The sequence below is a fragment of the Caballeronia arvi genome (genome assembly GCF_001544695.2).
GTDB lineage: Bacteria > Pseudomonadota > Gammaproteobacteria > Burkholderiales > Burkholderiaceae > Caballeronia > Caballeronia arvi.
Genome location: NZ_FCOM02000072.1, coordinates 1 through 22,131, shown reverse-complemented (window position 1 = coordinate 22,131; position 22,131 = coordinate 1). Strand labels below are relative to the sequence as shown.

Below are 22,131 nucleotides of genomic sequence, written 5' to 3'. Positions count from 1 at the left end.
CCGTTTCATATGTTTGAACCCTGCGAAGTAGAGGAAAAAAAGCGCCGATGCAGCGTCTGAACTAAAGCGTAGCCCGTGGATATTTTTTCAGCCTCAATCCTCTGTTCAAGATATCCACCGAAGGAGGACAGGAATCGGTAGATCGTAGGGCTTGCTATGCCATCTAGATCCAGTATCAATTTTCGTTGTATCGCGATCTGGATCGCTTTCCAGATTAGCAGGCTGATCGAGCCGCTATGGGCGGTTTGTGCCCGTGTCGTGAGAAGATAGTACATCGTCCGACGGTCCCAGACTAATCCTACTGCTGCTTCTAAGGAACCGGTCGTTGAATAGGCACCCAATATGATTCCCGCCTTTCGGTCCGTAAAAGCTTCGACGAGACTGCGCATGGTTCGCTCGTTATAGGCATTTCTTAACCTGCGATCAGCCAGATTGGCGGCATAGAAATTGAGAAAATCGTCCACCGAATAAATGGGTCCGACGGTTAACCTTTTTTCCGCCTTTTCAATCAGATTGCGAGTGTATTTTCGAATATTAAGCCACGCGTCTTCGCACGTCTGTTCGAAAGAAATTCGAAATGTAAATCCGAGGGAAACGTTGTAACCGTTTAGAGAAAATGCCACCGCATCTCTAATTCGAGGATCGAATACCTGGAAGAATTTGTCGACTCGTGGGAGCTGCTCGATAAGTTTGTTGGTGACGGACACTCTGTGTTGGAATTCTGCCGTAGGCGACTGCTGTGTATCCAGAATAAGGGGTCCCAGCGTGCGGGTAAGGGGTGGATTGATGCAAGTTTGCCAAATACCTTTTCGCGGCAAATAGTACGGCATCTCTCCAACAATCGTTCCGCTTTCCTCGACCTGTGCAAGTGCCCATCGTCCTCCCGAAGCGATATCTAGCCACCAGGCCTCATGAAAAATCGACCGCTGCGCTTCGAGTGATGAAGCGCTCGGACACAACCCACTTAGGGGTAGAGGGGGGGCATGGCGGTTTGCTTTTCTGGGTCGCTCTGGGATCGCAACCACGCCATCTACGTTTTTCTTCAGCACGCTTCCCCCCTTGTTTGATTTAACGAACGCGGTTTTCCTAGTGCGCAATGTTGTTATGGCCGCAAGAGAACGCGTCGCCGCTTTATGTTCTTTCACCTATTTCTTTAAAAGATCTCGCTTGCCGTAGCCATAATTGGTTGGCTCTGACGCCATAATCGAGGAGATACAGGAGCTGATTAGAATTGGAAGTAAATGAAATCCAACCTGCCGAAAACGCCGAAGAGGACAATGTAATACATCAGCGCAACGCCCCCCACAACCGGCAAATAAATCCGTTCGCTCAATCGATGCAACTGCTCAGGCCGAAAATTTATGTAATAATCCACAGCCACCAAGATAAATAGATTTAGTATCAGAAGTAAGATTTCGAAACTGGCCAGGCCAAGTGTCTTGAAAGTGCCATAATCGAGAGGTCCGAAGTGGCGCAGAGTGGCGAATACGGCTATCGCGTTATCCAAGCTTCCTGCGCGGAAGAACACCCAGCCTGTCAGCACGATCACCGACGTCCACATCCAGCCAAGGATTGATCGACAGCGAGCGTTTTTTCCATCCGCGTCGCCGACGATGTTGCGCCACAATCGCTCGGCTGCAAGCCCCAGCCCATGCAGCGCGCCCCATATGACAAACGCCCATGCGGCGCCGTGCCACACTCCGCTCAGGACGAAGACGATAATGATGTTGCGAATGGCCCGTCTTTCACCTTCGCGCGATCCGCCTAGCGGGACGTACAGGTAGTCGCGAAACCAGGATGACAATGAGATATGCCAGCGGCGCCAGAATTCAGTCAGACTCGTCGCGAAATAGGGTTGTCGAAAGTTGACCATAAGCTCAAAGTCCATGAGCCGTGCTACGCCTCGGGCGATATCGGAGTATCCCGAAAAATCACAGTAGATCTGAATCGCAAACATAATGGTGGCCAGCAATGTATAGGACCCGCTAAAGTTACCGGGGTGGGCATAGATACCCGCGACTACCGGCGCAAGTGTGTCGGCTACGCACATCTTCTTGAACAGGCCATACGCAATCAGCCACAACCCCGAGAGGTTTTCCTGGCGAGGAAGGTGCGCTCTTCTGAATTGCGGCAGCATGTGGGCGGCCCGTTCAATCGGGCCGGCCACTAGTTGCGGGAAGAAAGCAACATATTGCGCATAGGTCAGTAAGTTTGACTCAGTCGGCACGCGCCTGTGGTATACATCTAACGTATAGCCAACCGACTGGAAGGTGTAAAACGAGATGCCGACCGGCAACACAAGGCTCAGCGCGTATTGGGGCAAGTCGTAGCCGAAAAATCCGGCTGCCCCGACCACGTTCGATATAGCAAAGTCGAGATATTTGACCGTGGCAAGGATGCCCAGATTGATCGTCAGTGCAGTGATCATTGCTGCGCGCCGCAACGCCGCCCGGTCGGTCGCGCCCATCACTAGGGCAGTGGTGTAATCGACGATGGTCGTAAAGGCCAATAGCAACGCGAAAGCAGGGCGCCAGCCTATGTAGAAGATATAGCTGGCCACCAACACTACGACTGGCTGTGTGCGTCGTGGCAGCAGGAAAAAGCACACGAGAAAAATACTTAAGAACGCGAAGAACTCGAAAGAGTTGAATAGCATCAGTCAAAAGCTCCAGTTGATCGGAACAATTGCGCGAGGTCTTGCGTGTAGTGGACCGAACCTTCTGGGTTGAGGTGGACAGGGTCTGCGAAACTGGGAGCCGGGTACGTATAGTAGTCGGGGCCGATGACTACGACATGCGGATGGCGGCTGATCGTTTTCACCCGCCGGGCGTCGGCCGCCGGAGGCGGCGCCGATTGTCCCACGCGACGGTTGAGCGGGACGAAGATGATTGTGAAGTCGTATTGCCGCGCCAGCGCAAACAGCTCGTCATGCACCAGCGAGCGATCGACCAGTTCTCGCTCATAGAGCTTGTTCGGCAAGTCCGTTGGCAAATGGTATCCGGACGGTAGCTGGTCATGGGCGTAATGGCTCTGAGACTTGATGAAGTACCAACCCCGATCCCTCAGCATTTGCTCCGCCTCGTCGCGCGCACGCCGATATTCCGCAGTCACACGCAGATGTGACTGAAAGACGAACAGCGTCAAATCGCGCGGGAACTGGCGAAACGGAGCAATAGCATTGGCCAATGCTGCATCATCAGTCAGGCGCGCTAATACGCCGGGGGGCTGTTGGAGCGCATCCCACGGTTCTGTGAGAACGATGTGAGTCGGCCGGTTACCCGCCTCTAGCGCCGCCTTCAAAACGGGTAAGAAGCGGCTATCACCCGGAATCGCCAAGTTAACGCTGCGAACGTGTGGCCCCATCAGCGAATCGAATAGTGCGGGCCGAAAGCCGGCCATCGTTTTGCTGTTGCCGAAAACGAGGACGCGCATTTTGTCGCCCGAGTTGAAAAGTGCTTGGCGGCTCAGTCGTTCGAACTTCGCTTCGCTAATCAGGTCGGAGCCTGGGCGAACGAAAGGAACCGCGCGCCACGCCGCCCACAGCCCCAGCCAGACCAGCACCGACAGCGCTAGGAATAGGGCCAGCCTGATGATGAAACCTTCTTTCCGATTTGCATCGACACGTGGGGACGCTAGGCTCGTCGGGCTAGCCGTTGATGCGCGCGCTGGATTCACCACCATCTCGCACCTCCCTGAACTTCGAAGACTGTCTAGAAGATTGTTTCGCACTTCTTCCCTAGATACCCGGACTCTAGCGTCCGAGTAAGATGGGATGATGCAAGTTGCAAGATACCTCGTCTTCGGAAACTCTAGCAGGCCGTTGAAAAATCCCGTCTTGAACGCGCGCCCGCTCACTTGAAAGAGCCAACGCGACGTAGTGGTCACCGAATTTGAAGCCGAGCTTCATCGATTTAGGTGATGCTAATGTCGCATTCCTCTCCGCCTTTGCTCTCATGCTGCCCGAGCGGCCAGCGTTCGCTTGCGCGTCAGTTGTAGGGTGCCTGGTTCAGCAGAATGAGTTGGTCGACGCGCTTCAGACCTCGATACATCGCCTGGCGAATTCTGACTGTCTTGCTCCAACCAAACACCCGCTCAATGCATTTGCGTTTGCGCTGACTATAGCGCAGCCAGGCCAGCGGGTCGTTCGAACGTCGATGGCCGAGCCGCCTACGCGAGCGACGTTCCGCGCCACGTGCGGCGTCACATTATTCGCGCGGCACGTTGTCACGAAGCCCGCCGTGTCGTGGTTTTTATCAGCGCCTACGGTATTGGACGTGCCGGCGATTCGCGCGACATCCGCAAGCATCTGCGCCGCCGTGTCTCGCTCGGCCGTGTCGTTGGCCTGCGTAACCTGTGCGTTCACCACCAGACCATGCCGATTATCGGTCAGCACGTGACCCATGTTGCAAAGCATCGCCCCGGTGCCGCAGCTCTTGCGGAACAGCTGTGCCTGCACGTTCGTGCTGGATCCCTGTGTGTCGTTGCCACGCTTCTCGCCATACCACTTCTCTTGAGAACTGCCACCGTCATCAGGCAACGAGTCGTCATCCGATTTGGTCTTGGGCACGAAGCTCTTGCGTCCCACCCAAGCCTGAATGAGCGTGCCATCGACACTGAAATGCTCTCCCGACAGATGACCGCGCACACGTGCAGTCTCCACCGTCTCGTTAAACAAACTGACAATGACATCTTGAATCATCAGTCGGTCACGGTTCTTACTGAAAGTGGAGTGGTCGCAAACCGCATCGTCCATCGCCAGTCCGACGAACCAGCGAAAGAGCATGTTGTAGGAGATTTGCTCCATCAACATGCGTTCGCTTCGTATCGAATACAGCACTTGCAGCAGCAGCGCGCGAATCAGCTTCTCCGGCGCAATGCTCGAGCGACCGCCCTTAGCGTCGCTCTCATACATCCGGGAAAAGACCGCATCCATGCGAGTGAGCGCTTCGTTCAACCACAGCCGAATCGGTCGCAGCGGGTGATTGGCTGGAACGAAGTCAACCAGCTTGGTCATCGTGGTGTAGCTGTCCGCTCCGCGCATCGTTTCGGTCTCGGTGTCGTTCGATTGCTTGAATCAACGTTTGCCCCTCCTGCCCGGACGACCCGCGCAGAGGGTATTTCATAGCCTGCTAGGCATCTCTGGCATCTCAGGTGCGCAACTTACCGAGGATGGTTACCCACGACCAGCGGTCTTGACGTCGGGATCTTACGAGCGACGCCGGCTTCCTGAAAGCGATCGTGCCCTCGCTTAGACGAACGGTCTTGCTGAATCATCATCATACTTTCTCCTTACAGAGGGATAACACAACTTTTGAGCTAATCTCGGGCAGCTGTCAAAGGGGAGCAGGAACCACCAATATCGGAAGACGTTTCGTCATTCGAAATCCTAACGATGCGGTCATGTTACTCTACCTAAAAAACGAAGTGTCGAATCAAGAATCGGATGCCATACCTATTGCCTGGGTCATGAGCAGTATGCTTGATAGGCTGTGAATGGATTTATGATTGGCCTTAGTCGCTTAGAATGGCTTCCTGACGGCCCTTCCGCTCCGAAGTCGGGAAAAGGGCTAGTTGTACATGAAACAAACCACACGATAGACGTTAGCAATGCGCTGTTCTGGTTGGTAGAAACCCGTAACTAAGGGCGCCGTGTGGGGCAAAACGGTAAAGATCGCCATACTTATTAACCGTCTAGAGAAAGGACCACACTGCATTTACGTCATTTTGTACCTGCTGACATATCGGCGTCCGAGATCTATGTGCGGTAGGACACAGACCCTTGCGAGCCACGAAGCTACGGTTCGTGGGGAAGTCTGAGCCGTTAAAGTGTGTAGTCAGCGAGACGTGAACCTCTTCTGTCTTTTGCTGGAGCGCGATAGATGACTAAGGGCTTCGATGAAAGTGCTGCTTCGGGACGTGCCGAAAGCGTCGATACGCCAACCGAATCGTACAGGCGATTTCTCACGAGTAACTATAAGCTTATCGTCGCTACGGCTTTCATCGTGGGCTGTGTCGCCTCTGAATATGCGCTCCTTGCGTCCCCGATCTATCAAACGAGTATGCTGCTCCAAGTCCAGGAGCCGCCCGAGTCGTCGAGCCGAAGCTCACTTGACGATATCTCTTCGCTATTCGCGGTAAAACCTCGTGCAGCAACTGAAATTCAGAAAATTACATCGCGCAGTATTCTAGACGCTGCAGTCGCACCCATGCACCTGGATATCTCCCTTGAGCCGCGGCGTGACATCTTAACTCGCGCACAGTCGAAGCTGACTGCTGCTTGGCGCAGAATCAACGGCGACGCTGAAGCAAGTGACGTCCACCGAGGGAGTGCTTCTGTTGCTGAGCTACCTGCGAGCCTGCGAAATAAAGCGTTCGAAGTGGTTTCAGATGGAAACGGACGTTATCGGCTCGTGACTCCTGATGGCGAGACCTTCAAAGGAAGCGTAGCAACTTTGGAAACCTTCAGTTCAAAGCGTGGAACCATCTCCCTGAAAATCGATACTCTTCCGGGCGATGCCGGACAGGTCTTTGTTCTGCGGCGTTTTTCGCTGTCGACTATCGTCGAAAACCTCCAGCAGGGCTTGCGGGTGACTGAACGCGGAAAGGAGTCGAATATAGTCAGTGTATCTCTAGAAGGAAAAGACCCCGCGTTCATTCAAAAAGTCCTTCATGCAATCGGCACCACATATGTATTGAGTGAAGAAGCCCGAAAGAGTAGCGATGCACAAAAGTCTATGGAAGCGCTGAGCAAGGAACTGCCGGTGCTCAGAAGTCAGATAGAAAGTTCCGAGTATCGGTTCAGCCGGTTTAAGAACGAAACGGGGTCCCTTAATCTTAGTGAGCAGGCCAGCATAGTGATCAAACAACTGGCCGATGTGCAGGCCAAGATCACAGATCTCCAAGTGCAACGAGAGGAATTGTTGCGACGGTTCACGAAAGGTGACAGTACCGTACTCGCAATTGACCGTCAAATCACCACGTTGAGCGTGCGGGCCACCAAGTTGGAGTCGGAAGCGCGGATGTTACCGGAGCTCGAGCAGCGTGCAGTGCAGCTTTCACGCGACATTAGCGTCAACAATCAACTTTACGCTGGATTGCTTGCAAATATGCAGCAACTGCGCTTCATTAAGGCAGGTAGAGTAAATGAGGTGAGGCTGGTTGATGACGCGATGCTTCCGGAAAAGCCAATAAAACCGTGGCGTTGGTTGATCGTTGCGGTTGGCGTCTTGGGTGGGTCTTTCCTGGGGATGGTACTTGCGCTTGCTCGCAAAGCGTTGTCAGGGAAGATTGACGACCCCGATGAGATTGAACGGCGCACCGGGCTGCCTGTCTTCGCGCGCGGACCTTTCGGCGACATGCCTCGCGATGCTTTCCATCGACGAGGCATTGACGAAAGCCATGAACATGCGACCACTCCTTCTCGTTCAAACTTTCCGCCGAACGAGAGCTTGCGCCGGTTTGCGGCCATCTTCGAACATAAGATGCATGAAACAGGTTCCCACATTGCTCTCTTTAGCGGGGTGAATGCGCGGACAGGGACATCCTACGTCGCCGTGCATGTTGCTAGTCAACTCGCGCGAGGCGGTGCTCGAGTGTTATTGATCGACGCGGATGCGCGCACGAGCAACCTATCCCCGAGACGGAACGTCAGCCCAGCCCCAGGGCTGTATGACTTCATCGCTGGACGCAGTACATTCGAGCAGGCGGTTAGAACCGGCTCCGAAGGGAACTTCGACTTTCTCCCAAGCGGCATCCGATCGGACAGTGCCCTCGCCAGCCTTTCGAGGGACGCCCTGCAGAGATCATTGGGGTCGGTTAGCGATCGCTACCAATACGTAATTTTAGACGGCGCGCCGGTGCTGAGCGCCGCGGAAACGCTCGTCATGGCGCAGCAAGCCGGATGCGTTTTCGTCGTCGGTCGGTCGAATTTTTCAAGAATTACCTCTTTAGTCGCTTGCGTCCGGGCGTTCGAATCGGTTGGCGTGCAGATAACAGGGGCGGTGCTAAGTACGAGATTTGCCAAGAAGCGCTATGGTCCAAGGTTCTCAGTTCGCCGTGCCGAATTTTCAAAGACCGCCGGGAGCACGCGAGGTTCGTCTGTGGCGTTCGGAGGTGCTTCACTCGCAGCGCAACGTGAGGCAATACGAGACGGCATCACGCATGGTCCATCGGGGCTACACGAGACGTGAAACGTCTGCAGATGGGGGGAGTTGATCGAGTCGCGCGAATCGAAGGAGTTTGTCGGAAATTCTTTCGCGCGACGGGTGCGTCCGCGCTCGCATGCCTACTTTCCACGGTGGCATCAAAAGCGGAATGCGCGACTACTATCACTAGCGCGCAATGGGCTGCTTTGCAAGCAAACGCGCATTCTATTGTCGATGCGGAATCGCACCCGTCGGCCTGGCCGTTCTTAACGGATTCTATGCTAACCGGAGCCAGACGTCGACCATATGTCTTTGCTCATTACTTTACGCCGTTCCCTCTTTCGCTTGATAACCTGCCGGCTCGTACTGACTACTACTGCACGGAATATCTAAATCCAAACGGCGAGGCGAATAAGTACCTGAAGGTGGGCGGCTACCTACGCGATCGACCTTTACCGTTGCCCCGGTACAGCAACAGCGGATATAAGGAGCGCGCCCTGGCAGTGGAGATATTGCGCGCCAGGACGATTGGCATAGACGGATTTGGCGTTGATATCATGCAACTCAATAAAGGCGCACAGTGGGATGACGTTATGCGTGTTTATACCGTCGCGGAGCATGTTTTGCCTGACTTCACGATCTTAGCGGAGCCGGATATGTCGGCGCTCGCCGGCGCAAGTGTGGAACAGATGGTTGCGGCCATACGTGTCATCGCGGGAAAGAAAAACGCTTTTCGAACTTCCGACGGCAATCTGGCGATCGCACCCTTCTACGCAGAGAACGTGAGACAAGGTTACTGGACCGATGTACTACGCGGAGCCGCGGCCGCGGGCGTCAACGTGACACTGGTTCCTATCCTTTTGGATCCCTCTAAAGCCGGCGATTTCCGGCCGATTACCAATACCCTGTCGTTTTGGGGCATTCGAACTCCGACAGAATCGACAGAAAAAGGGGGGTGGGAAGATCACGCGCTCACGACGTTCGAATCGTCTGGCGCAGACGTCATGATTCCCGTCGCTCCACAGGACTCGCGGCCCAAAGATTCCAAGTTCTGGGAGGCAGCGAATTCTTCGCTGTTCCGAGAGCAGTGGTCTCAAGTGCTATCACGCAATCCTTCCTACGTGCAAATCGTTACCTGGAATGACTACTCCGAAACGACACACGTCGCACCCTCTGTTGGTACACAGTTCGCTTTTTATGATCTGGCGGCATATTACATTGAATGGGCGAAGCTAGGTAAGCCGCCTCCAATTATGCGTGACAGTATAATTTTTTTTCACCGTAGACAGATCTTTTCGACGGCCCGAGCTTCGACGCCAGAGACGCCTATGACAAACATAGGCGCCGAACCGACTGTGAACGAAATCGAAATGATCGGATTTTTAACGGCTCCCGCCATCATGCAAATCAATGTGGATGGCAAGGAATATACGTCGAATGCTGTAGCAGGCTTAAACGTGCTCAGAGTACCCGCGACTCCCGGAACACCGACCTTTACAATATTGCGAAATGGAACCTCGGTGGTCAACGTGACCTCCACCACTCCGATCGTTGCGGTAGGGAATGTACAAGATCCGACGTACATCGGGGGGACCTCTACCCGAACACCCATATCCCTCGAATGCAGTCATTAGTTACCGCTCATCAAATTGGTATGACGACCTATGAAAAGCTTGGGGAACGCGGTCTCGTATTTCGCATTGAGTGCTTGCCTGCTTACAGTTGAGGTCTACAGCCTCTCAGTAAACCCCGAGAGCACGCCGCCCGTAGTAATCTCTCGTTTATTATTGCTAGGCGTGGTCCTCTTGCACCTTGCCTTAAATTTGTGCAGCCGTAGACCGTCTTTTCCAGATGCATCGATCCTGACTTTCGAGATTCTGTTCGTGACCATTGCGCCGGCGCTGCAGCTCGCTGCCGATAGCAAAATGCTCGTTAACACAAGACCGTATGACGACGCATACGTACTTCAAGCCAACTTGATATATACAGCGTTTATCATATCCTACTTAACGTCGCGATTCCTTCTTGCATTTGACTTTTCAACAAAGATATTTCATTCGCGCCCGCGGTTGAAGTTGCGGTATTTCTCACTGATTCCAGCTTTAACGGCGTGCACCATCGCGGCCGTAAGTGCATTTAGTTTCGCGCAAAATTCGCAGCCACCATATGCGGAAATGGCCGACATCACGCCGCTTGATATGATTCGCGGAAAATTTTTTTTCTTTCTGATCGTTCCTGTATTCATTGTCATTGTGTCACATCGCCCCCAAAGGATTGGCCCGCTTTGGATAATGCTCGCGTTATTCGCGTTCGCTTTACTTTGCTTATGCGAGAATCCGTTGACGGAAAAACGAAACGCCCTTGGGCCCATCTATTTGACACTGGTATTTTTGTGCTTGCGGACCTGGCTCGAAACCGCGCCTCGTACTTTTTGGTCTATCTTCCTTTTAAGCGGTTTGTTTTTCCCAATCGCTGAACTTTTTACGCATACCAAGGTAGAAGACTGGTCAATGGCCACATCTTCGGCAAAAAGTTTTTACGAACAACACTTTACTTCGATATCATACGATGCGTGGGCTAATACCGTAGCCGTCGTGGAAATCGTTAACGCAGAGGGATTTTATTGGGGAAAGCAAGTCGCGGGAGCGATCCTTTTCTTTGTGCCGCATACCGTCTGGTCCGATAAGCCGCTGAGTACCGGAATCTTGATTGGTGAATTTCTATCAGGAAATTATAGTATGTGGTTTGTAAATCTTTCGGCGCCATTGCCTGCGGAAGGATACCTCGATTTCGGTTGGGCAGGAGTGGTTTTATATGGCGTACTCCTAGGCTCCGTTTCCCGTTGCATCGATGCACTGCTCGACTCATCGCCCCTTTGGCGAGCTATGGGACTTTATTTATCTTTCTATATGGTATTTTTGCTCCGTGGCGCATTAATGGTCGCAGTCGCGTATGTTGTTCCCGTCCTTCTCACTTTTTACTTGGTATCAGTTCTCTTGGTTTCGCGGGAGAAGAAAGTGGAGAATGGAGATCGGGCTAATATGCCAGTATGAACATGGGATGGGCATCGCAAAAATGAAGAAGCCGACATTTCACGCTAATGGACATATCCAATTTGACGTCGTTGAACATGTCGCCGAATATCTTGCGCTAGAAGAGGAGTGGGGCAGACTTTGGGCCAGATGCGATGGGCAAAGCGATGAATCGTTTAATTTCTGTCGACGATGTCTGACAAACAATTCGTCGGGAGAAAAATCTAGATTGTTGTGTGTCACCGGCCGACAAAACGGAACGCTGATCTTGGTGTGGCCATTGACCATTTCTAAGCGAGGTTTATGGAGGGTCGCTCGGCCGCTTTCCGGAGGCGCTGTTGATTATACGGTCTTTCTTGTCGACACGATTGATGGTGCACGAGATATTACTCTGGCGGCGTTGAAGGTCATCATGGCCCGTAGTCGAGCAGACATTCTTAGCCTGCCCTACATTAGGGAAGATCGTCCGCTTTACGCACTTTTCCCACGGCCGAAGTCGTTTTCTTTGGTTACCGGCGATTGCGCCCCTATTGTTCTTTTGAAGAATGAGCCAGACTGGGAAAGTTTTATCAAAGGACTCCGCTCCAAGCCTAGTAAACACCCCAAAGAATTCCTCCGAAGGTTAGGACGTGAAGGTCACGTTGCGCTTAATATTTATGGACGGGACGACCGATTGCATTGTGAAAAATTCGTCGACTGGATCTTTTTGCACAAGGCGCGGTGGGCAAAGCGGGCTGGTAAGTACGGACACTGGCTTGATTCTTCAGACTACCGTAACCTGCTCGTTTCCCTTCTGCAAAGCTCCATGCCGAGCGAGCCCTATTGGTTATTGGTAGTTACGTTAAATGAAAGGCCGCTCGCCGCTTGCATGGTTGGAGAAGGGCGAAGCATTGCGCACTTAATCATCACTGCATTCGATGATGCCTATGCTAAGCTCTCACCGGGATCGGCCATGATGGAATCGCTCGTTCGCTGGGCATTCGATCGTCGCATCGACTTGGATCTGGGCGTGGGTGATGAGCCTTATAAGCGATATTGGAGCAAAGATAACTTAGTTAGAACAGTGAGCTTAACTGTTCCGCTAAGCGCGTGGGGAGGAGCGGCGTTGCTATCAAAACGGATCCTTTCCTCAACACATAAACAGGATAAAAAAAATTAGATCAAATCGGGCACGCGACAGTGAGCGCTCGATTTTAATTATTTGCGCTCGTTTGCGATTTCTGTCACTCGAGATTCCACCGGGGAAAACTTCGTTCAATCCGATGGTATCCGCTTGTCTCGTGGGTGATATGCTCTGCCCGAATCGCCGTGGCCATGTCGCCCCGACGTAGTGGACATCACATCAACGTCGTACGCGAATTTCGGTCGCAAGTGAAATCTTGGGGCATGACGCTAATCCAAGTAAGCGGTGGTCCCTGCGACCTTAATTCGGCGTTGACAATTGGCCATTTCGCCCGGAGTTGCTCGCTTGACACTTTGCCACACGACGACCGTGTCGCAAAGGCTGGGACCGTAGTTCAACTCGTTCGGGGCGTATTCATATACGTCGGCACTCCAGCGCCTGAAGGCCGGTATCGCGTCGACGACATGAGCCTCGACGGGGTTATAGTAAACTATGAAAAGGTGTTCAACAGTGGCCGCATCCAATGCGTCCATCAAGGAGGACAGTACTTCGCGAAAGAGTGATTCGCCAAACGAGTTGTAGAGGAAAACAACAAGCCTTCCTCGCGGGTATGCCATTTTGCGTACATCAGACACTACCGCGTGCATTGCGGTTCGGCCGGGGAATCTGGTCGCCAAAATTTTTGCGTTTGCGTTAGCCCTTGCGACCAGGTCAGCGCTGATATCGCATCCAAGAACCGCAGCAAATGGGTACTCGGTTGCGACAATCATGGCTCTTCCTTTACCACAGCCTAAATCAAGGAACGTGTAGCCCTCAATGGCCGGTAGGCTCGCTAAGGCGCGCCGGACGATGCTTGGCTGGCTTCCCATATAGGGGTTATGTTGATCGGACGGTGGTTGGTCTTCAGTCAGCCGGTCGGAATCGACGAAACCGCTCGTGTCGGTTCCAAGCGTTTTGTCTATCGGGTGTGAGCGGTAGCATCCCGAATAGACACCCTTGATCAACGGTAGATGGATGAAGTATTGCCGAACCGAAGGAAGCATCAGGGTACGATGTACACCCTCAGGCAGCGACATAAGCAGATCGGCAAAAGCCGGCTTTATCGCACGGCGCAGGCGGGTTAGGACGGTTTTTTTCATAGAAACCTCGCACGTTTTCGAAAAAGTTCAGACCGACAGGACTCGTCCTGCTAGCAGTTCGTCGAACAATGCCGCTCTATTGTTGGATGCAGGGCAGTCTCTGTTTATTGCTTAGCGCGAATCAAACTGCGTAGAGATACCGTGTAGCCCCCTCCGAGTCAGGGAAATCCGCGTCATTCAGTTTTCATGGCCCCTTTGCTGGGACCTCAGCAAGACCTGCTTTTACAAACTGACCGCTTCGAATGCGTTGCGCATGATGGTCATCTTCGTTCATTTGCCTTGGACGCGCGCTGCGTGCCCTGCGATGAAAGATTCGTTACATGCCAATCCGTTTCGAATACTAACTTCCATAATGCGATCGTTTGCACAGTCGCACCGACTGCTTTGGAGGAAACCATCCATCTGTTCTTAGATGATCGCGCGCCGCCGCTTGGAAGTCATAACGTACCCAATATTAGCAGCACTTTACATTGAAAGTGGCGCGTGCACGTGATCATTGGAACGGCTTGTGGATGCCCTTTTCCTGTGCCGTTGAGTCTCCGTCCCTGACCATCTGGCGATCTCAAAAGACAGATCCCAATCCGCATCCAAAACGTCCCGAGAGGAAGCCAGGGACTGTTTGGCACGTTGAAGGAAGGATCCCAGTCAAGGTCCCTCGACCCGTGCGTTCAGCACGTTTCATCTAGTCAACAACAATATGTATCAGTGGAAACCCGGGCAAGCCCACCTCGCTGGCGGCTCCGACAGGGATCGGTTCGGGGGATGCTCAGCATTGGACGGTCGGCAGGACTTACCGAGATGTTGGCCAGAAGTGTTCCTTTGATTTAAGTAGACTATTCGTGCAGGCAAGGTTTCTACAAGCGTCTGGGGTCATCCAGCGTGTGGTGCCCTATGAATTTAATTGTGCGCCGACGGGCACCCAAACTCCTTTTATAAGGACTTTCCTTTGTTTGCAAGCTGGGTTGATCTGTCTATTCATCCATTCGATTCCCATGTCATCGGGGACACGTTCGGCATTGGGCGGCGCGACAGACTGCACACCTATAAGCGGCCTTGTTGAGCACTATTGTCGCCGGTGCCCCGGGCCTGGATAGTAACCGCGCAGCAGGACTCCATTCGGGTATCGGCGAATACACGACGTGTAGCGCCTGCGGAGTTCTCGAGTTCGCCTGCTGCCGGTCTGACCTGTCGCTATCCTTGCCTTTGCGTCCTGGATTGCGAAGTCACGCTTTTACCTTGGCAAGAATCGCCCACAGGATGCGCGCGTGCTTGTTGGCGACGCCCACCAGCGCTCGATACCAGCCCACGCGTGCCTGGAGCTGAACGATCCAGCGCGAGAGACGGTCGGTTCGTCGATGGGCGCTCGTTACAGCCGAGCGCGCGCCCTGGAACAGCAGCATGCGCAGATATGTGTTGCCCTGTTTGATAATGCGACCCAAGCGGGTCTTTCCGCCGCTGCTCTTCTGTTTGAGAACCGTGCTGAGCCAGGCGGCAAATTGGCGGCCGTTTTTGAACAGGCGAGCGTCGCCGGCGGTCGCGACGGCGGTCGAGGCGGTGAGCGCTCCGATGCCGATGACCGCCATGACGCGCTGCGTATTGCTGTCGTGCTTCACGTGGTGGCGACTTGCGCGTCATACCAGGTGATTTGCCGGTCAAGGGCCCGCAGGTGCTCCCAGCCTTGCAGCAGCGCCGTGCGGGCGACACCGTTCAGTTCAGTGTCGCCGTCCTCGAGTGCATCGACGAAATAGGCGCGAAACGCTTCGATGCCTTGCGGGCTCCTCGACGAAACCGCTGCGCATGCGGTGCACCACCAGCGTGTTTTGCTGGCCTGCTGTGAACGGCGGTTGAAAACCGACAATAAACGGCGGCGTCATAGTGCGGCGGCGCCACACGCGAGGATGAAGACAGGCATCAGGGAAGCGTTCAACCCCACGCTGAACGGGACGTTGATTCAGGGCACGGCGTAGGGAGTCCGTAGGGCGACCGGAGACGTGCCCTGAATCGGGGCGTGCCGTCCGCATGATAGAAAGGCGTTTGCCAAAGAAGAACAACAGGCGCAGCGCCGGTCTCAACCGCCAAGTCCAGTCCGGCGCTGCGCCTCCACAGGTATCCATATGGCGGGCCTGTCGGCCGGCCGGAGAGCCGTGTGAGCTGTCAGTATCGCATTGCTCATGCGGCCCGTCGACTTGGTTCGACTCCTCCTCATCTTTGGCGTTCTGGAGGAGCCGCCAATGCAGCCGCCCAGGGGCCGCCTGTACGTGTGCGCCCGTTGCCGGGCGCAGGTCATCGTCTGCCGCCGTTGTGATAGCGGCCAGACTTACTGCGATCGCGACTGCGCGCAGGCCTCACGCCGAGCCAGCCTGCGAGAGGCTGGTCGCCGTTACCAGCGCAGCTGGCGCGGTCGTATGGCGCATGCCGCCAGGATGCGCCGCTATCGCCAGCGGCGCGAGAAAGTGACGCATCACCCTTCCGCCAAGCCCACCGCAGATGCTCTACTGATCGCCACTCCGACGACATCGGCCAGAGAGACGACAGCCACGATGGCAACCACGCCATCGCACGGGCATTGCCGCTTCTGTTACTGCGCATGTGAGCTTGTGCGTCATGGGCCATTACGCCGTCGGGTCTTCCATGAGGTTCGTACTGCTACCGAACAAAAAGGAACCGACCCATGACCATCAAGACTGAAGTTGAGGCGCAGATCCTGCGCTATTACCACGTCAAGAAGTGGCGCTGCGGCACCATCGCGCGCCAGTTGCATGTGCATCGCGGCACCGTGCAGCGTGTGCTGGCCCAGGCGGGCCTGCCGCGGGTGGGCGGTCTGCAGCGGCCCTCGCGGATTGATCCGTACCTGCCGTTCATCCATGAGACGCTCAAGAAGTTTCCCTCACTCACAGCCAGCCGTCTGTACGCGATGGTGACCGAGCGTGGTTACCGGGGCAACATTCACCATTTCCGTCACCTGGTGGCGCTCCACCGCCCACGCCCGACTCCTGAGGCCTATCTGCGGTTGCGCGCCATGCCGGGAGAAGTGGGTGAGGTCGACTGGGCCCTATACCGAGCTCGGTATAGGCGCCACTACGCCGAGCGTCGAACTATGCCGATAGACCTCCCTCGATTTATAAGGCGCCGTCGTTTGGAGGGCGCGACTGGAGATTGAACTCGGCATAGTTTCTCGCGCTACAAGCTTTGGAGGAATGCCAGTAACGCGTCGCCAGGTTTGTATTTTGCCGCCGTAGTCCCCGAGGGCGCCATCTTTTCGAGCATCTTTCGTTTCAGTTCGAGATCTGCCTCCAGGTAGATGTGGGTAGTCTCGACGGAATCGTGACCCAGCCACATTGCGATGACGGTCGTGTCATACCCAGCGTGTAGAAGGTTCATGGCTGCGGAATGTCTCAACACGTGGGGGCTTATGTGCTTGCCCCTTAGCGACGCGCACGTCTTCCGGGCCTTGTCGGCGTGACGCGCGAGCAGGTATTGGATGCCGTCGTTGCTCATGCGAGTGCCACGGCGATTCGGAAACACAATCTGGGTTTCATCGACGGGAAGCTCATTCAGCCACGCCCGTAATACCCGCTCGGTTTGCTCCGTTAGCGGCGTGCATCGCTCTCTTCGGCCCTTGCCTGTTACATGCACGTAGGCGCCTGTGCCTAGGTGAACATCTTGGCGAGTGAGTCCGGTCAGTTCTGACAGTCGTAGTCCAGTTTGCGCGGCAAGCAGCAGCCAGACGTAGTCGCGTCGCCCAGACCACGTACTCTGATCCGTCGCGTCGAGCAGGGCGTCCAGTTCCCGTCGGGTCAGATATCCAATTTGCCGATGGGTGGTGCGTTTTTGCGGAATTGCCAGTACCCGCTGGATCTGGCTGGAATATTCCGGTAGCTCGAACGAAGCGTATCGGAACAGGGAACGTATTGCAGTTAGACGCAGGTTCCTGCTACGCGCGCTAATACCACGACTATTCTGCAAATCATCGAGAAACGCGCTGATCAACGGGGCGTCGATATCGGCCCACAAGAGTCTGGACGGTTGCTTGCCAGTCCGAGTGTGAACGAACTTTAGCAACAGGCGAAACGTGTCCCGATAGGACCCGATGGTGTGCGGGCTCGCATGTCGCTGCTGCATCAGACGCTGGGTAATGAAGCGCGTTAAGACGCTTCCGAAGTTGATAGTCTTCATGACGTTCGCTCCCAGTATCGTTCAAGCCGTTCGCGAGCTGCAGAAGTTCCGGTCGCGCGGAGAGATACCAGTATGTGTCGCGAACTTCGACATGCCCGAGGTACGCTGACAGCGCCGGCAGCCGCCGCTCGATCTCTTCATTGTCGCGATACCACCGCAACAGCACCTGCATGGCAAAGTGATGCCGAAGATCATGCAGGTGCGGTTTGCGTCCTGCCTCGTTAGCCGTTACGCCAATACGCTTCATCAAACGCTGGAATGTATCGAGCGTTTGCTCGCCATTCAAAGGCGAACCGCAGTCGTTCACAAAGACGTGACTCACGAGGTACAAGCGCGATCCGAAGAAGTGTTGGCGCCGATCCAGATAGCTCGCAAGGACCGCAACCACGCTCGGGTGCAGAACCACGAGACGCGATTTACCAAATTTGGATGAGCGAATCGTCAGTATTCCATCAACGAGGTTGACGTCGTCCACGAGCAGATTACGCGCTTCACAGGACCGTAGTCCCGATACGCTGAGCAGACCGTACAAGCAGTGAAATGTCCAGCGTCGCAAGCTGTTCTCGGGGCGGAGCTTCAGGCTGGCCTGTAACAGACGTTCGATATCGCGGTCGGTAAAGAAGTATGGTACAGGGCGGACATAGTCGAACGGAAGAAGATCCGATGGAGGCACTTGGGTCCGTGCGTCAAACGCGCTGCAATACCGAGCGAAGCCTCGCACAAACGCCAAACGTCGGCTCCATTGAGCGGGTTGAACTGAACGAGGTTCCTGTGCCCAGTCGAGCGCGAGCTTCGTTGTGATGTACTTGGCCTGCTGCCGGTCCATGAACGAGACGAACGTCTTCAGGCCGGTACCTTCACAGCTCAGCTTGAAACCCAATGCGCGTCGAGTCGTCAGGTAATCGTCGAACAACTTTGATAACGTGCTCATCTCGCTTCTCCCGGCCACGGTTGCGCAAGTGAACGCAGGGCCACGAAGTCCACCTTCGCGTAGATACCCGTTGTCTTCGAGTGTTGATGCCGCAGCACGCTACCGATCTCACGGAGAGAGGCGCCGTGCCTGAGCATCTCGCAGGCCAACGCATGACGGAATTGATGTGTGCCTCTATGCTGTGTACTAATCCCTGCGCGTGTCACGGCGGCATAGGCGATTGAACCAATGCTGGTCTGCGAACCAAAGCTGCGGAGCGGTGCATTCGCACACAGGAAGAGTGCACGGAAGTTACAACGCGGACGTCCATGTTGAAGATAGTCTGCGATGGCCTCGCCAACATCCGTCGGAATCGGTAATATCGATTGGCTTCCGCCTTTGCCGATTACTGTAAGACTACCGCGCTCCCAGTCAATGCAATCGAGCGTGAGCTGAACGATCTCGCTTGATCGCAAGCCCAGTCGTGCCAGCAGCAGCAAAATTGCGTAGTTCCTGCGACTCGTCGATGTATCTCGCCTGCAACTGGCCAACACGGCGTTTACGTGCTCGGATGGCATCGCACGTGGAATTGCCGTCATTGACCAATTGGGAACGGCGGGAACGGCGGCGGCCAGATCGAGCTTGATGTCGCCACGATACTTTAGAAACCGCATGAATGAGCGTAGCGCGATGGTTGCGCAGCGGGCACGAGCAGGGCCCAATCGAGAGGCTTGTTCTCGGATGGAGCTGATCACGTCGGCGGCGTTCAAGGTAGACAACCTGATCGCGCCCGTGCCAAATCTGTTGATGAGAAACTGCTCGGCAAACGGGACATATTGAACGCTGGTTGCGGTCGACAGCCCCTGATCGTCGCGAAGATATCGGGAATATGCGGTGATGATCCGACCCACTTCCGTCGTCTCAGTCACCACTGGAGGATCAGAGATGGCACCATGTTGACGCAGATAGGTGATAAACCTGAATATGGTCGCTCGAAATCCGGCCTGAATTGCAGATGCTGTCGCATATCTCGCCACAAACCGGTTTGCATGTTCATCCACTACGCCATCTATTTGAATATGGTTCGCCTTCAGCCAGCGACTGAATCTCGCAACATACCGAAGTTGGTGACCAATATAGACTCGGTCGTAACCCTGCTCGTTCAGGTGCTTGCCGAACGGATCGATATGTGCGGCAAGCGGTCCACTGGGCGCGTGCAACAGCCTCCACACCTTGCCATCAGTCTTGTCCATCTCATCCTCCTTCAAAGCCAAGGATATGGCCATGAGGAAGAAATACTATGCCGATCTGTTTCGACAAACTGAGGAATCCATAAAGGACGCGAGACCGCTTCTCGGCATAGTTCGACGCTCGGCGTAGTGGGCCTCATTCGGCCACCTGCAGATCGGTCGCGCGCGCCGGCCGCTGATGGCCTTTGTGATGGTGCTTTCGTGGTCACGGCAGATCTGGCTGCGTTTCTTCCTCAATGCCCGTATGGACAGCTTCCTGGCCGGCCACGTGGGTGCCTTCGAAGCATGGTCCGGCGTGCCTAGGGTCTTGAAGTACGACAATCTGCGCAGCGCCGTGCTTGAGCGTCAGGGCGATGCGATCCGCTTCAATCCAGCGCTGCTCGCGTTTGCCAGCCATTACCGGTTCGAACCTAGGCCGGTGGCTGTCGCGAGAGGAAGATGTGCGTCGCGATCTCGATCTGCGCGCCGCGGTCGTAACTGCGAGCATGCTCGGCGACGACATCGGCGCCATCGAGGATGCGCACCTGATGCTAGGCAACATTACCGCGCAGCTGCTGCGATTGCTCGACCGGTATGGCGCCGCCGAATTGCAGGCCGCGATCGAGGAAACCCTCGCGAGCGGCGCCGCGCCGCACCAGAACCCGGTGCGCCTGGCACTGGAGCGTCGGCGGGCTGCCCGGGGCGCCCCTCCGCCCATCGCCATCAAGCTGCCGGAACACGTGCGCGACAAGGACAAGCGCGTGACGCCACACCGGCTCGACATCTAAAGAGCAGGAACGCGCGCGCCGTTCGCTCGAGCGGCGTATCCGCGACGCCCGCCTGGGCAACTTCAAGCCGCTGGCAGACTTCGACTGGGCATGGCCCAAACGGATTGACCGCGGCGCGCTCGAGGAATTGATGGCGCTCGAGTTCGTCAGGGAGAAGTCTAACGTCGTGCTGATCGGGCCGAACGGCGTGGGTAAATCGACACTCGCACTGAACCTCGCGTATCAGTCGCTCATCCACGGATACACGGCGCTCTTTACCACGGCTGGCCAGATGCTCGGCGAGTTGGCCGCGCTCGACAGTGACTCGGCGCTGCGCCGGCGCCTGCATCGCTACGCTTCGCCCGAAGTACTCTTGATTGACGAGGTGGGCTACCTGTCGTACTCGAACCGCCATGCCGACCTGCTGTTCGAGCTGGTAAGCCGCAGGTACGGCGCCGCGAGCACGGTGGTTACAACGAACAAACCGTTCGCAGCGTGGTCGGAGGTGTTCCCGAATGCGGCCTGCGTCGTGTCATTGGTCGATCGCCTCGTGCATCGCGCCGATGTCATCGCGATCGAGGGCGAGTCATATCGCGTCAAGGAAGCGCGCGAACGGGCCGAGCAGCGCTCCAGGAGGCGTAGCGCTGCGCGCCCGGAGAAGAAGCCGTGAGCCGCCGCACACACCTGCCTTCGGGCCTGTCTCGCGGGCTGGACTTCCTGATCGACGCCGACTGGTCGCCCCAGCAGGCGCTCGCCGTGTTCGAGCTGCTCAGCGATCTGCGTGCACGCATCTGGATGCGTTACGGCGTCGAGTTACACGAACTGATCCGCGAGCAGCGTTCGTCGCCCACCGATGTCGATATCGACGACATTAAGGGCGGGTTCTGATCCTGTTTTACTCGCCCTGCGGGCGGCAATGCCTGTGGTGCCTGGCCGAGTGTTTAACTCGACCTTGCGCCGCCGTCTGGTGTCGGATTTACTCCGCCGCCAACACCTGCGGTTTTGACGGCCACGAAGCGCATATGCGGCCGGCCTGCGGCCTCTCAGATCGCCTCCGCATCGAGCCTGTCGTTCTTCACGTGCTTGCCGCCTTTGCGATACGGCGCGGCGAACTGCGGCGCGATCAGCCGAACCTCGTGGCCGAGCTCGCGCAGCGAAGTTAGCATCGTCGAACATGTTGACGGCCGCGATACACGGCTTGATCACGGCCAGGTGATCGGGCACTCGTAAAGCTTGCTGGATTCAGAGCTCTCGAACATCATGAGTGGTCGGCTGCCTATTCCACGCAAAACGAACACCCGATCCACACCAAATCGAACGCTGATTCCACGGCAAAGCGAACACGAATTCCACGCCATCGCGAACAAACAGGTAGCAGCGACGCGGGAGCTTTGCCTTTTTACTCGGTCTCAGTCGTTGCAGTCAACGAGCTTCTCGTCTTGCGCATCGATTCACCATCGAGCGTGAGGCGATGAGCGTTGTGTACAAGTCGGTCAAGGATCGCATCCGCGACAGTCGGTTCGCCTATGGCGGTATGCCAGTTGTCGACCGGCAACTGCGATGTCGCCATCGTGGAACGGTTGCCGTGGCGATCGTCGAGGACTTCGAGCA

At 55.5% G+C, this 22,131-nt stretch carries 16 protein-coding genes and 5 pseudogenes; 8 read left to right on the top strand and 13 right to left on the bottom strand.

Annotated features, from left to right (window positions below; translation table 11 throughout):
* Positions 1 to 5: 5 nt before the first annotated feature.
* The 4 genes and pseudogenes from AWB74_RS38530 to AWB74_RS38515 all read right to left on the bottom strand — a co-directional run bounded on the left by AWB74_RS38530 (position 6) and on the right by AWB74_RS38515 (position 5,041).
* Positions 6 to 1,145 carry a GNAT family N-acetyltransferase gene (locus AWB74_RS38530; RefSeq protein ID WP_235024848.1) on the bottom strand — a complete coding sequence of 380 codons (1,140 nt, stop codon included), beginning with the start codon at positions 1,143 to 1,145 and terminating at the stop codon, positions 6 to 8.
* An 80-nt stretch (positions 1,146 to 1,225) separates the two neighbouring features.
* The gene (locus AWB74_RS38525) at positions 1,226 to 2,656 is read right to left on the bottom strand and encodes an MBOAT family O-acyltransferase (RefSeq protein ID WP_061151836.1); all 1,431 of its coding nucleotides are present in this window, start codon (positions 2,654 to 2,656) and stop codon (positions 1,226 to 1,228) included.
* Positions 2,656 to 3,681 (bottom strand): hypothetical protein, encoded by a 1,026-nt coding sequence (locus AWB74_RS38520; protein ID WP_061151835.1) that lies wholly within the window; start codon positions 3,679 to 3,681, stop codon positions 2,656 to 2,658. Before AWB74_RS38520 ends, AWB74_RS38525 begins: the two co-directional genes overlap by 1 nt.
* Before the next feature lie 270 nt (positions 3,682 to 3,951).
* Positions 3,952 to 5,041: pseudogene (locus AWB74_RS38515) on the bottom strand (IS5 family transposase).
* Between the two features lie 838 nt (positions 5,042 to 5,879).
* On the opposite strand from AWB74_RS38515, the gene AWB74_RS38510 reads away from it, so the two are divergent.
* From AWB74_RS38510 to AWB74_RS38500, 4 genes are all read left to right on the top strand, one after another.
* Complete coding sequence (locus tag AWB74_RS38510; RefSeq protein ID WP_061151834.1) at positions 5,880 to 8,189, top strand: GNVR domain-containing protein; 2,310 nt, start codon at positions 5,880 to 5,882, stop codon at positions 8,187 to 8,189.
* Positions 8,186 to 9,778: an endo-1,3-alpha-glucanase family glycosylhydrolase gene (locus AWB74_RS38505; RefSeq protein WP_143749417.1), complete on the top strand. Its 1,593-nt coding sequence runs from the start codon at positions 8,186 to 8,188 to the stop codon at positions 9,776 to 9,778. The genes AWB74_RS38510 and AWB74_RS38505 overlap by 4 nt, the downstream gene beginning before the upstream one ends.
* Before the next feature lie 249 nt (positions 9,779 to 10,027).
* Positions 10,028 to 11,197, top strand: a complete 1,170-nt coding sequence (locus AWB74_RS45995; protein ID WP_160110360.1) for a hypothetical protein — start codon at positions 10,028 to 10,030, stop codon at positions 11,195 to 11,197.
* 7 nt (positions 11,198 to 11,204) lie between these two features.
* Positions 11,205 to 12,335 (top strand): GNAT family N-acetyltransferase, encoded by a 1,131-nt coding sequence (locus tag AWB74_RS38500; RefSeq protein WP_160110359.1) that lies wholly within the window; start codon positions 11,205 to 11,207, stop codon positions 12,333 to 12,335.
* 233 nt (positions 12,336 to 12,568) lie between these two features.
* On the opposite strand, the gene AWB74_RS38495 is transcribed toward AWB74_RS38500, so the two are convergent.
* Together AWB74_RS38495 and AWB74_RS49070 are read right to left on the bottom strand one after the other, a co-directional pair.
* Positions 12,569 to 13,438 (bottom strand): class I SAM-dependent methyltransferase, encoded by an 870-nt coding sequence (locus AWB74_RS38495; RefSeq protein WP_061151831.1) that lies wholly within the window; start codon positions 13,436 to 13,438, stop codon positions 12,569 to 12,571.
* A gap of 1,223 nt (positions 13,439 to 14,661) precedes the next feature.
* Positions 14,662 to 15,273, bottom strand: a pseudogene (locus tag AWB74_RS49070) (IS110 family RNA-guided transposase); the annotation flags it as partial.
* A gap of 836 nt (positions 15,274 to 16,109) precedes the next feature.
* On the opposite strand from AWB74_RS49070, the gene AWB74_RS38485 reads away from it, so the two are divergent.
* On the top strand, positions 16,110 to 16,598 hold the full coding sequence (locus tag AWB74_RS38485) for a helix-turn-helix domain-containing protein (protein ID WP_235024847.1): 489 nt from the start codon (positions 16,110 to 16,112) through the stop codon (positions 16,596 to 16,598).
* Positions 16,599 to 16,618: 20 nt separating this feature from the next.
* Here AWB74_RS38485 and AWB74_RS38480 read toward each other — a convergent pair whose 3' ends face one another.
* The 5 genes and pseudogenes from AWB74_RS38480 to AWB74_RS48815 all read right to left on the bottom strand — a co-directional run bounded on the left by AWB74_RS38480 (position 16,619) and on the right by AWB74_RS48815 (position 20,298).
* Positions 16,619 to 17,560, bottom strand: a complete 942-nt coding sequence (locus AWB74_RS38480) for a tyrosine-type recombinase/integrase (RefSeq protein ID WP_327363037.1) — start codon at positions 17,558 to 17,560, stop codon at positions 16,619 to 16,621.
* A gap of 169 nt (positions 17,561 to 17,729) precedes the next feature.
* Positions 17,730 to 18,440, bottom strand: a pseudogene (locus AWB74_RS38475) (tyrosine-type recombinase/integrase); the annotation flags it as partial.
* Positions 18,441 to 18,541: 101 nt separating this feature from the next.
* The gene (locus tag AWB74_RS38470) at positions 18,542 to 19,777 is read right to left on the bottom strand and encodes a tyrosine-type recombinase/integrase (protein ID WP_160110358.1); all 1,236 of its coding nucleotides are present in this window, start codon (positions 19,775 to 19,777) and stop codon (positions 18,542 to 18,544) included.
* A 202-nt stretch (positions 19,778 to 19,979) separates the two neighbouring features.
* Positions 19,980 to 20,171: a hypothetical protein gene (locus tag AWB74_RS48820; protein WP_061151825.1), complete on the bottom strand. Its 192-nt coding sequence runs from the start codon at positions 20,169 to 20,171 to the stop codon at positions 19,980 to 19,982.
* Between the two features lie 13 nt (positions 20,172 to 20,184).
* Positions 20,185 to 20,298: a hypothetical protein gene (locus tag AWB74_RS48815; protein WP_407642527.1), complete on the bottom strand. Its 114-nt coding sequence runs from the start codon at positions 20,296 to 20,298 to the stop codon at positions 20,185 to 20,187.
* A 3-nt stretch (positions 20,299 to 20,301) separates the two neighbouring features.
* Here AWB74_RS48815 and AWB74_RS48810 point away from each other — a divergent pair, with 3 nt between their 5' ends.
* From AWB74_RS48810 to AWB74_RS38455, 3 genes and pseudogenes are all read left to right on the top strand, one after another.
* Positions 20,302 to 20,541 carry a hypothetical protein gene (locus AWB74_RS48810; RefSeq protein WP_407642526.1) on the top strand — a complete coding sequence of 80 codons (240 nt, stop codon included), beginning with the start codon at positions 20,302 to 20,304 and terminating at the stop codon, positions 20,539 to 20,541.
* Positions 20,540 to 21,190, top strand: a pseudogene (locus AWB74_RS38460) (ATP-binding protein); the annotation flags it as partial. The gene AWB74_RS48810 and the pseudogene AWB74_RS38460, both read left to right, overlap by 2 nt.
* Complete coding sequence (locus AWB74_RS38455; RefSeq protein WP_061151822.1) at positions 21,187 to 21,408, top strand: hypothetical protein; 222 nt, start codon at positions 21,187 to 21,189, stop codon at positions 21,406 to 21,408. The pseudogene AWB74_RS38460 and the gene AWB74_RS38455, both read left to right, overlap by 4 nt.
* A 158-nt stretch (positions 21,409 to 21,566) precedes the next feature.
* On the opposite strand, the pseudogene AWB74_RS45355 reads toward AWB74_RS38455, so the two are convergent.
* Together AWB74_RS45355 and AWB74_RS38450 are read right to left on the bottom strand one after the other, a co-directional pair.
* Positions 21,567 to 21,674 (bottom strand): annotated as a pseudogene (locus tag AWB74_RS45355) (IS110 family transposase); the annotation flags it as partial.
* Between the two features lie 245 nt (positions 21,675 to 21,919).
* The coding region (locus AWB74_RS38450; RefSeq protein WP_160110357.1) for an ATP-binding protein at positions 21,920 to 22,131 on the bottom strand (212 nt) is incomplete at its 5' end.

Bases quoted from the DNA above. Each gene is read 5' to 3' on its own strand.
- AWB74_RS38525 (WP_061151836.1), bottom strand. From the start codon at position 2,656: ATGCTATTCAACTCTTTCGAGTTCTTCGCGTTCTTAAGTATTTTTCTC.
- AWB74_RS38520 (WP_061151835.1), bottom strand. From the start codon at position 3,681: ATGGTGGTGAATCCAGCGCGCGCATCAACGGCTAGCCCGACGAGCCTA.
- AWB74_RS38510 (WP_061151834.1), top strand. From the start codon at position 5,880: ATGACTAAGGGCTTCGATGAAAGTGCTGCTTCGGGACGTGCCGAAAGC.
- AWB74_RS38500 (WP_160110359.1), top strand. From the start codon at position 11,205: ATGGGCATCGCAAAAATGAAGAAGCCGACATTTCACGCTAATGGACAT.
- AWB74_RS38495 (WP_061151831.1), bottom strand. From the start codon at position 13,438: ATGAAAAAAACCGTCCTAACCCGCCTGCGCCGTGCGATAAAGCCGGCT.
- AWB74_RS38485 (WP_235024847.1), top strand. From the start codon at position 16,110: ATGACCATCAAGACTGAAGTTGAGGCGCAGATCCTGCGCTATTACCAC.
- AWB74_RS38480 (WP_327363037.1), bottom strand. From the start codon at position 17,560: ATGCAGCAGCGACATGCGAGCCCGCACACCATCGGGTCCTATCGGGAC.
- AWB74_RS38470 (WP_160110358.1), bottom strand. From the start codon at position 19,777: ATGGACAAGACTGATGGCAAGGTGTGGAGGCTGTTGCACGCGCCCAGT.
- AWB74_RS48820 (WP_061151825.1), bottom strand. From the start codon at position 20,171: ATGGCTGGCAAACGCGAGCAGCGCTGGATTGAAGCGGATCGCATCGCC.
- AWB74_RS48810 (WP_407642526.1), top strand. From the start codon at position 20,302: ATGCTAGGCAACATTACCGCGCAGCTGCTGCGATTGCTCGACCGGTAT.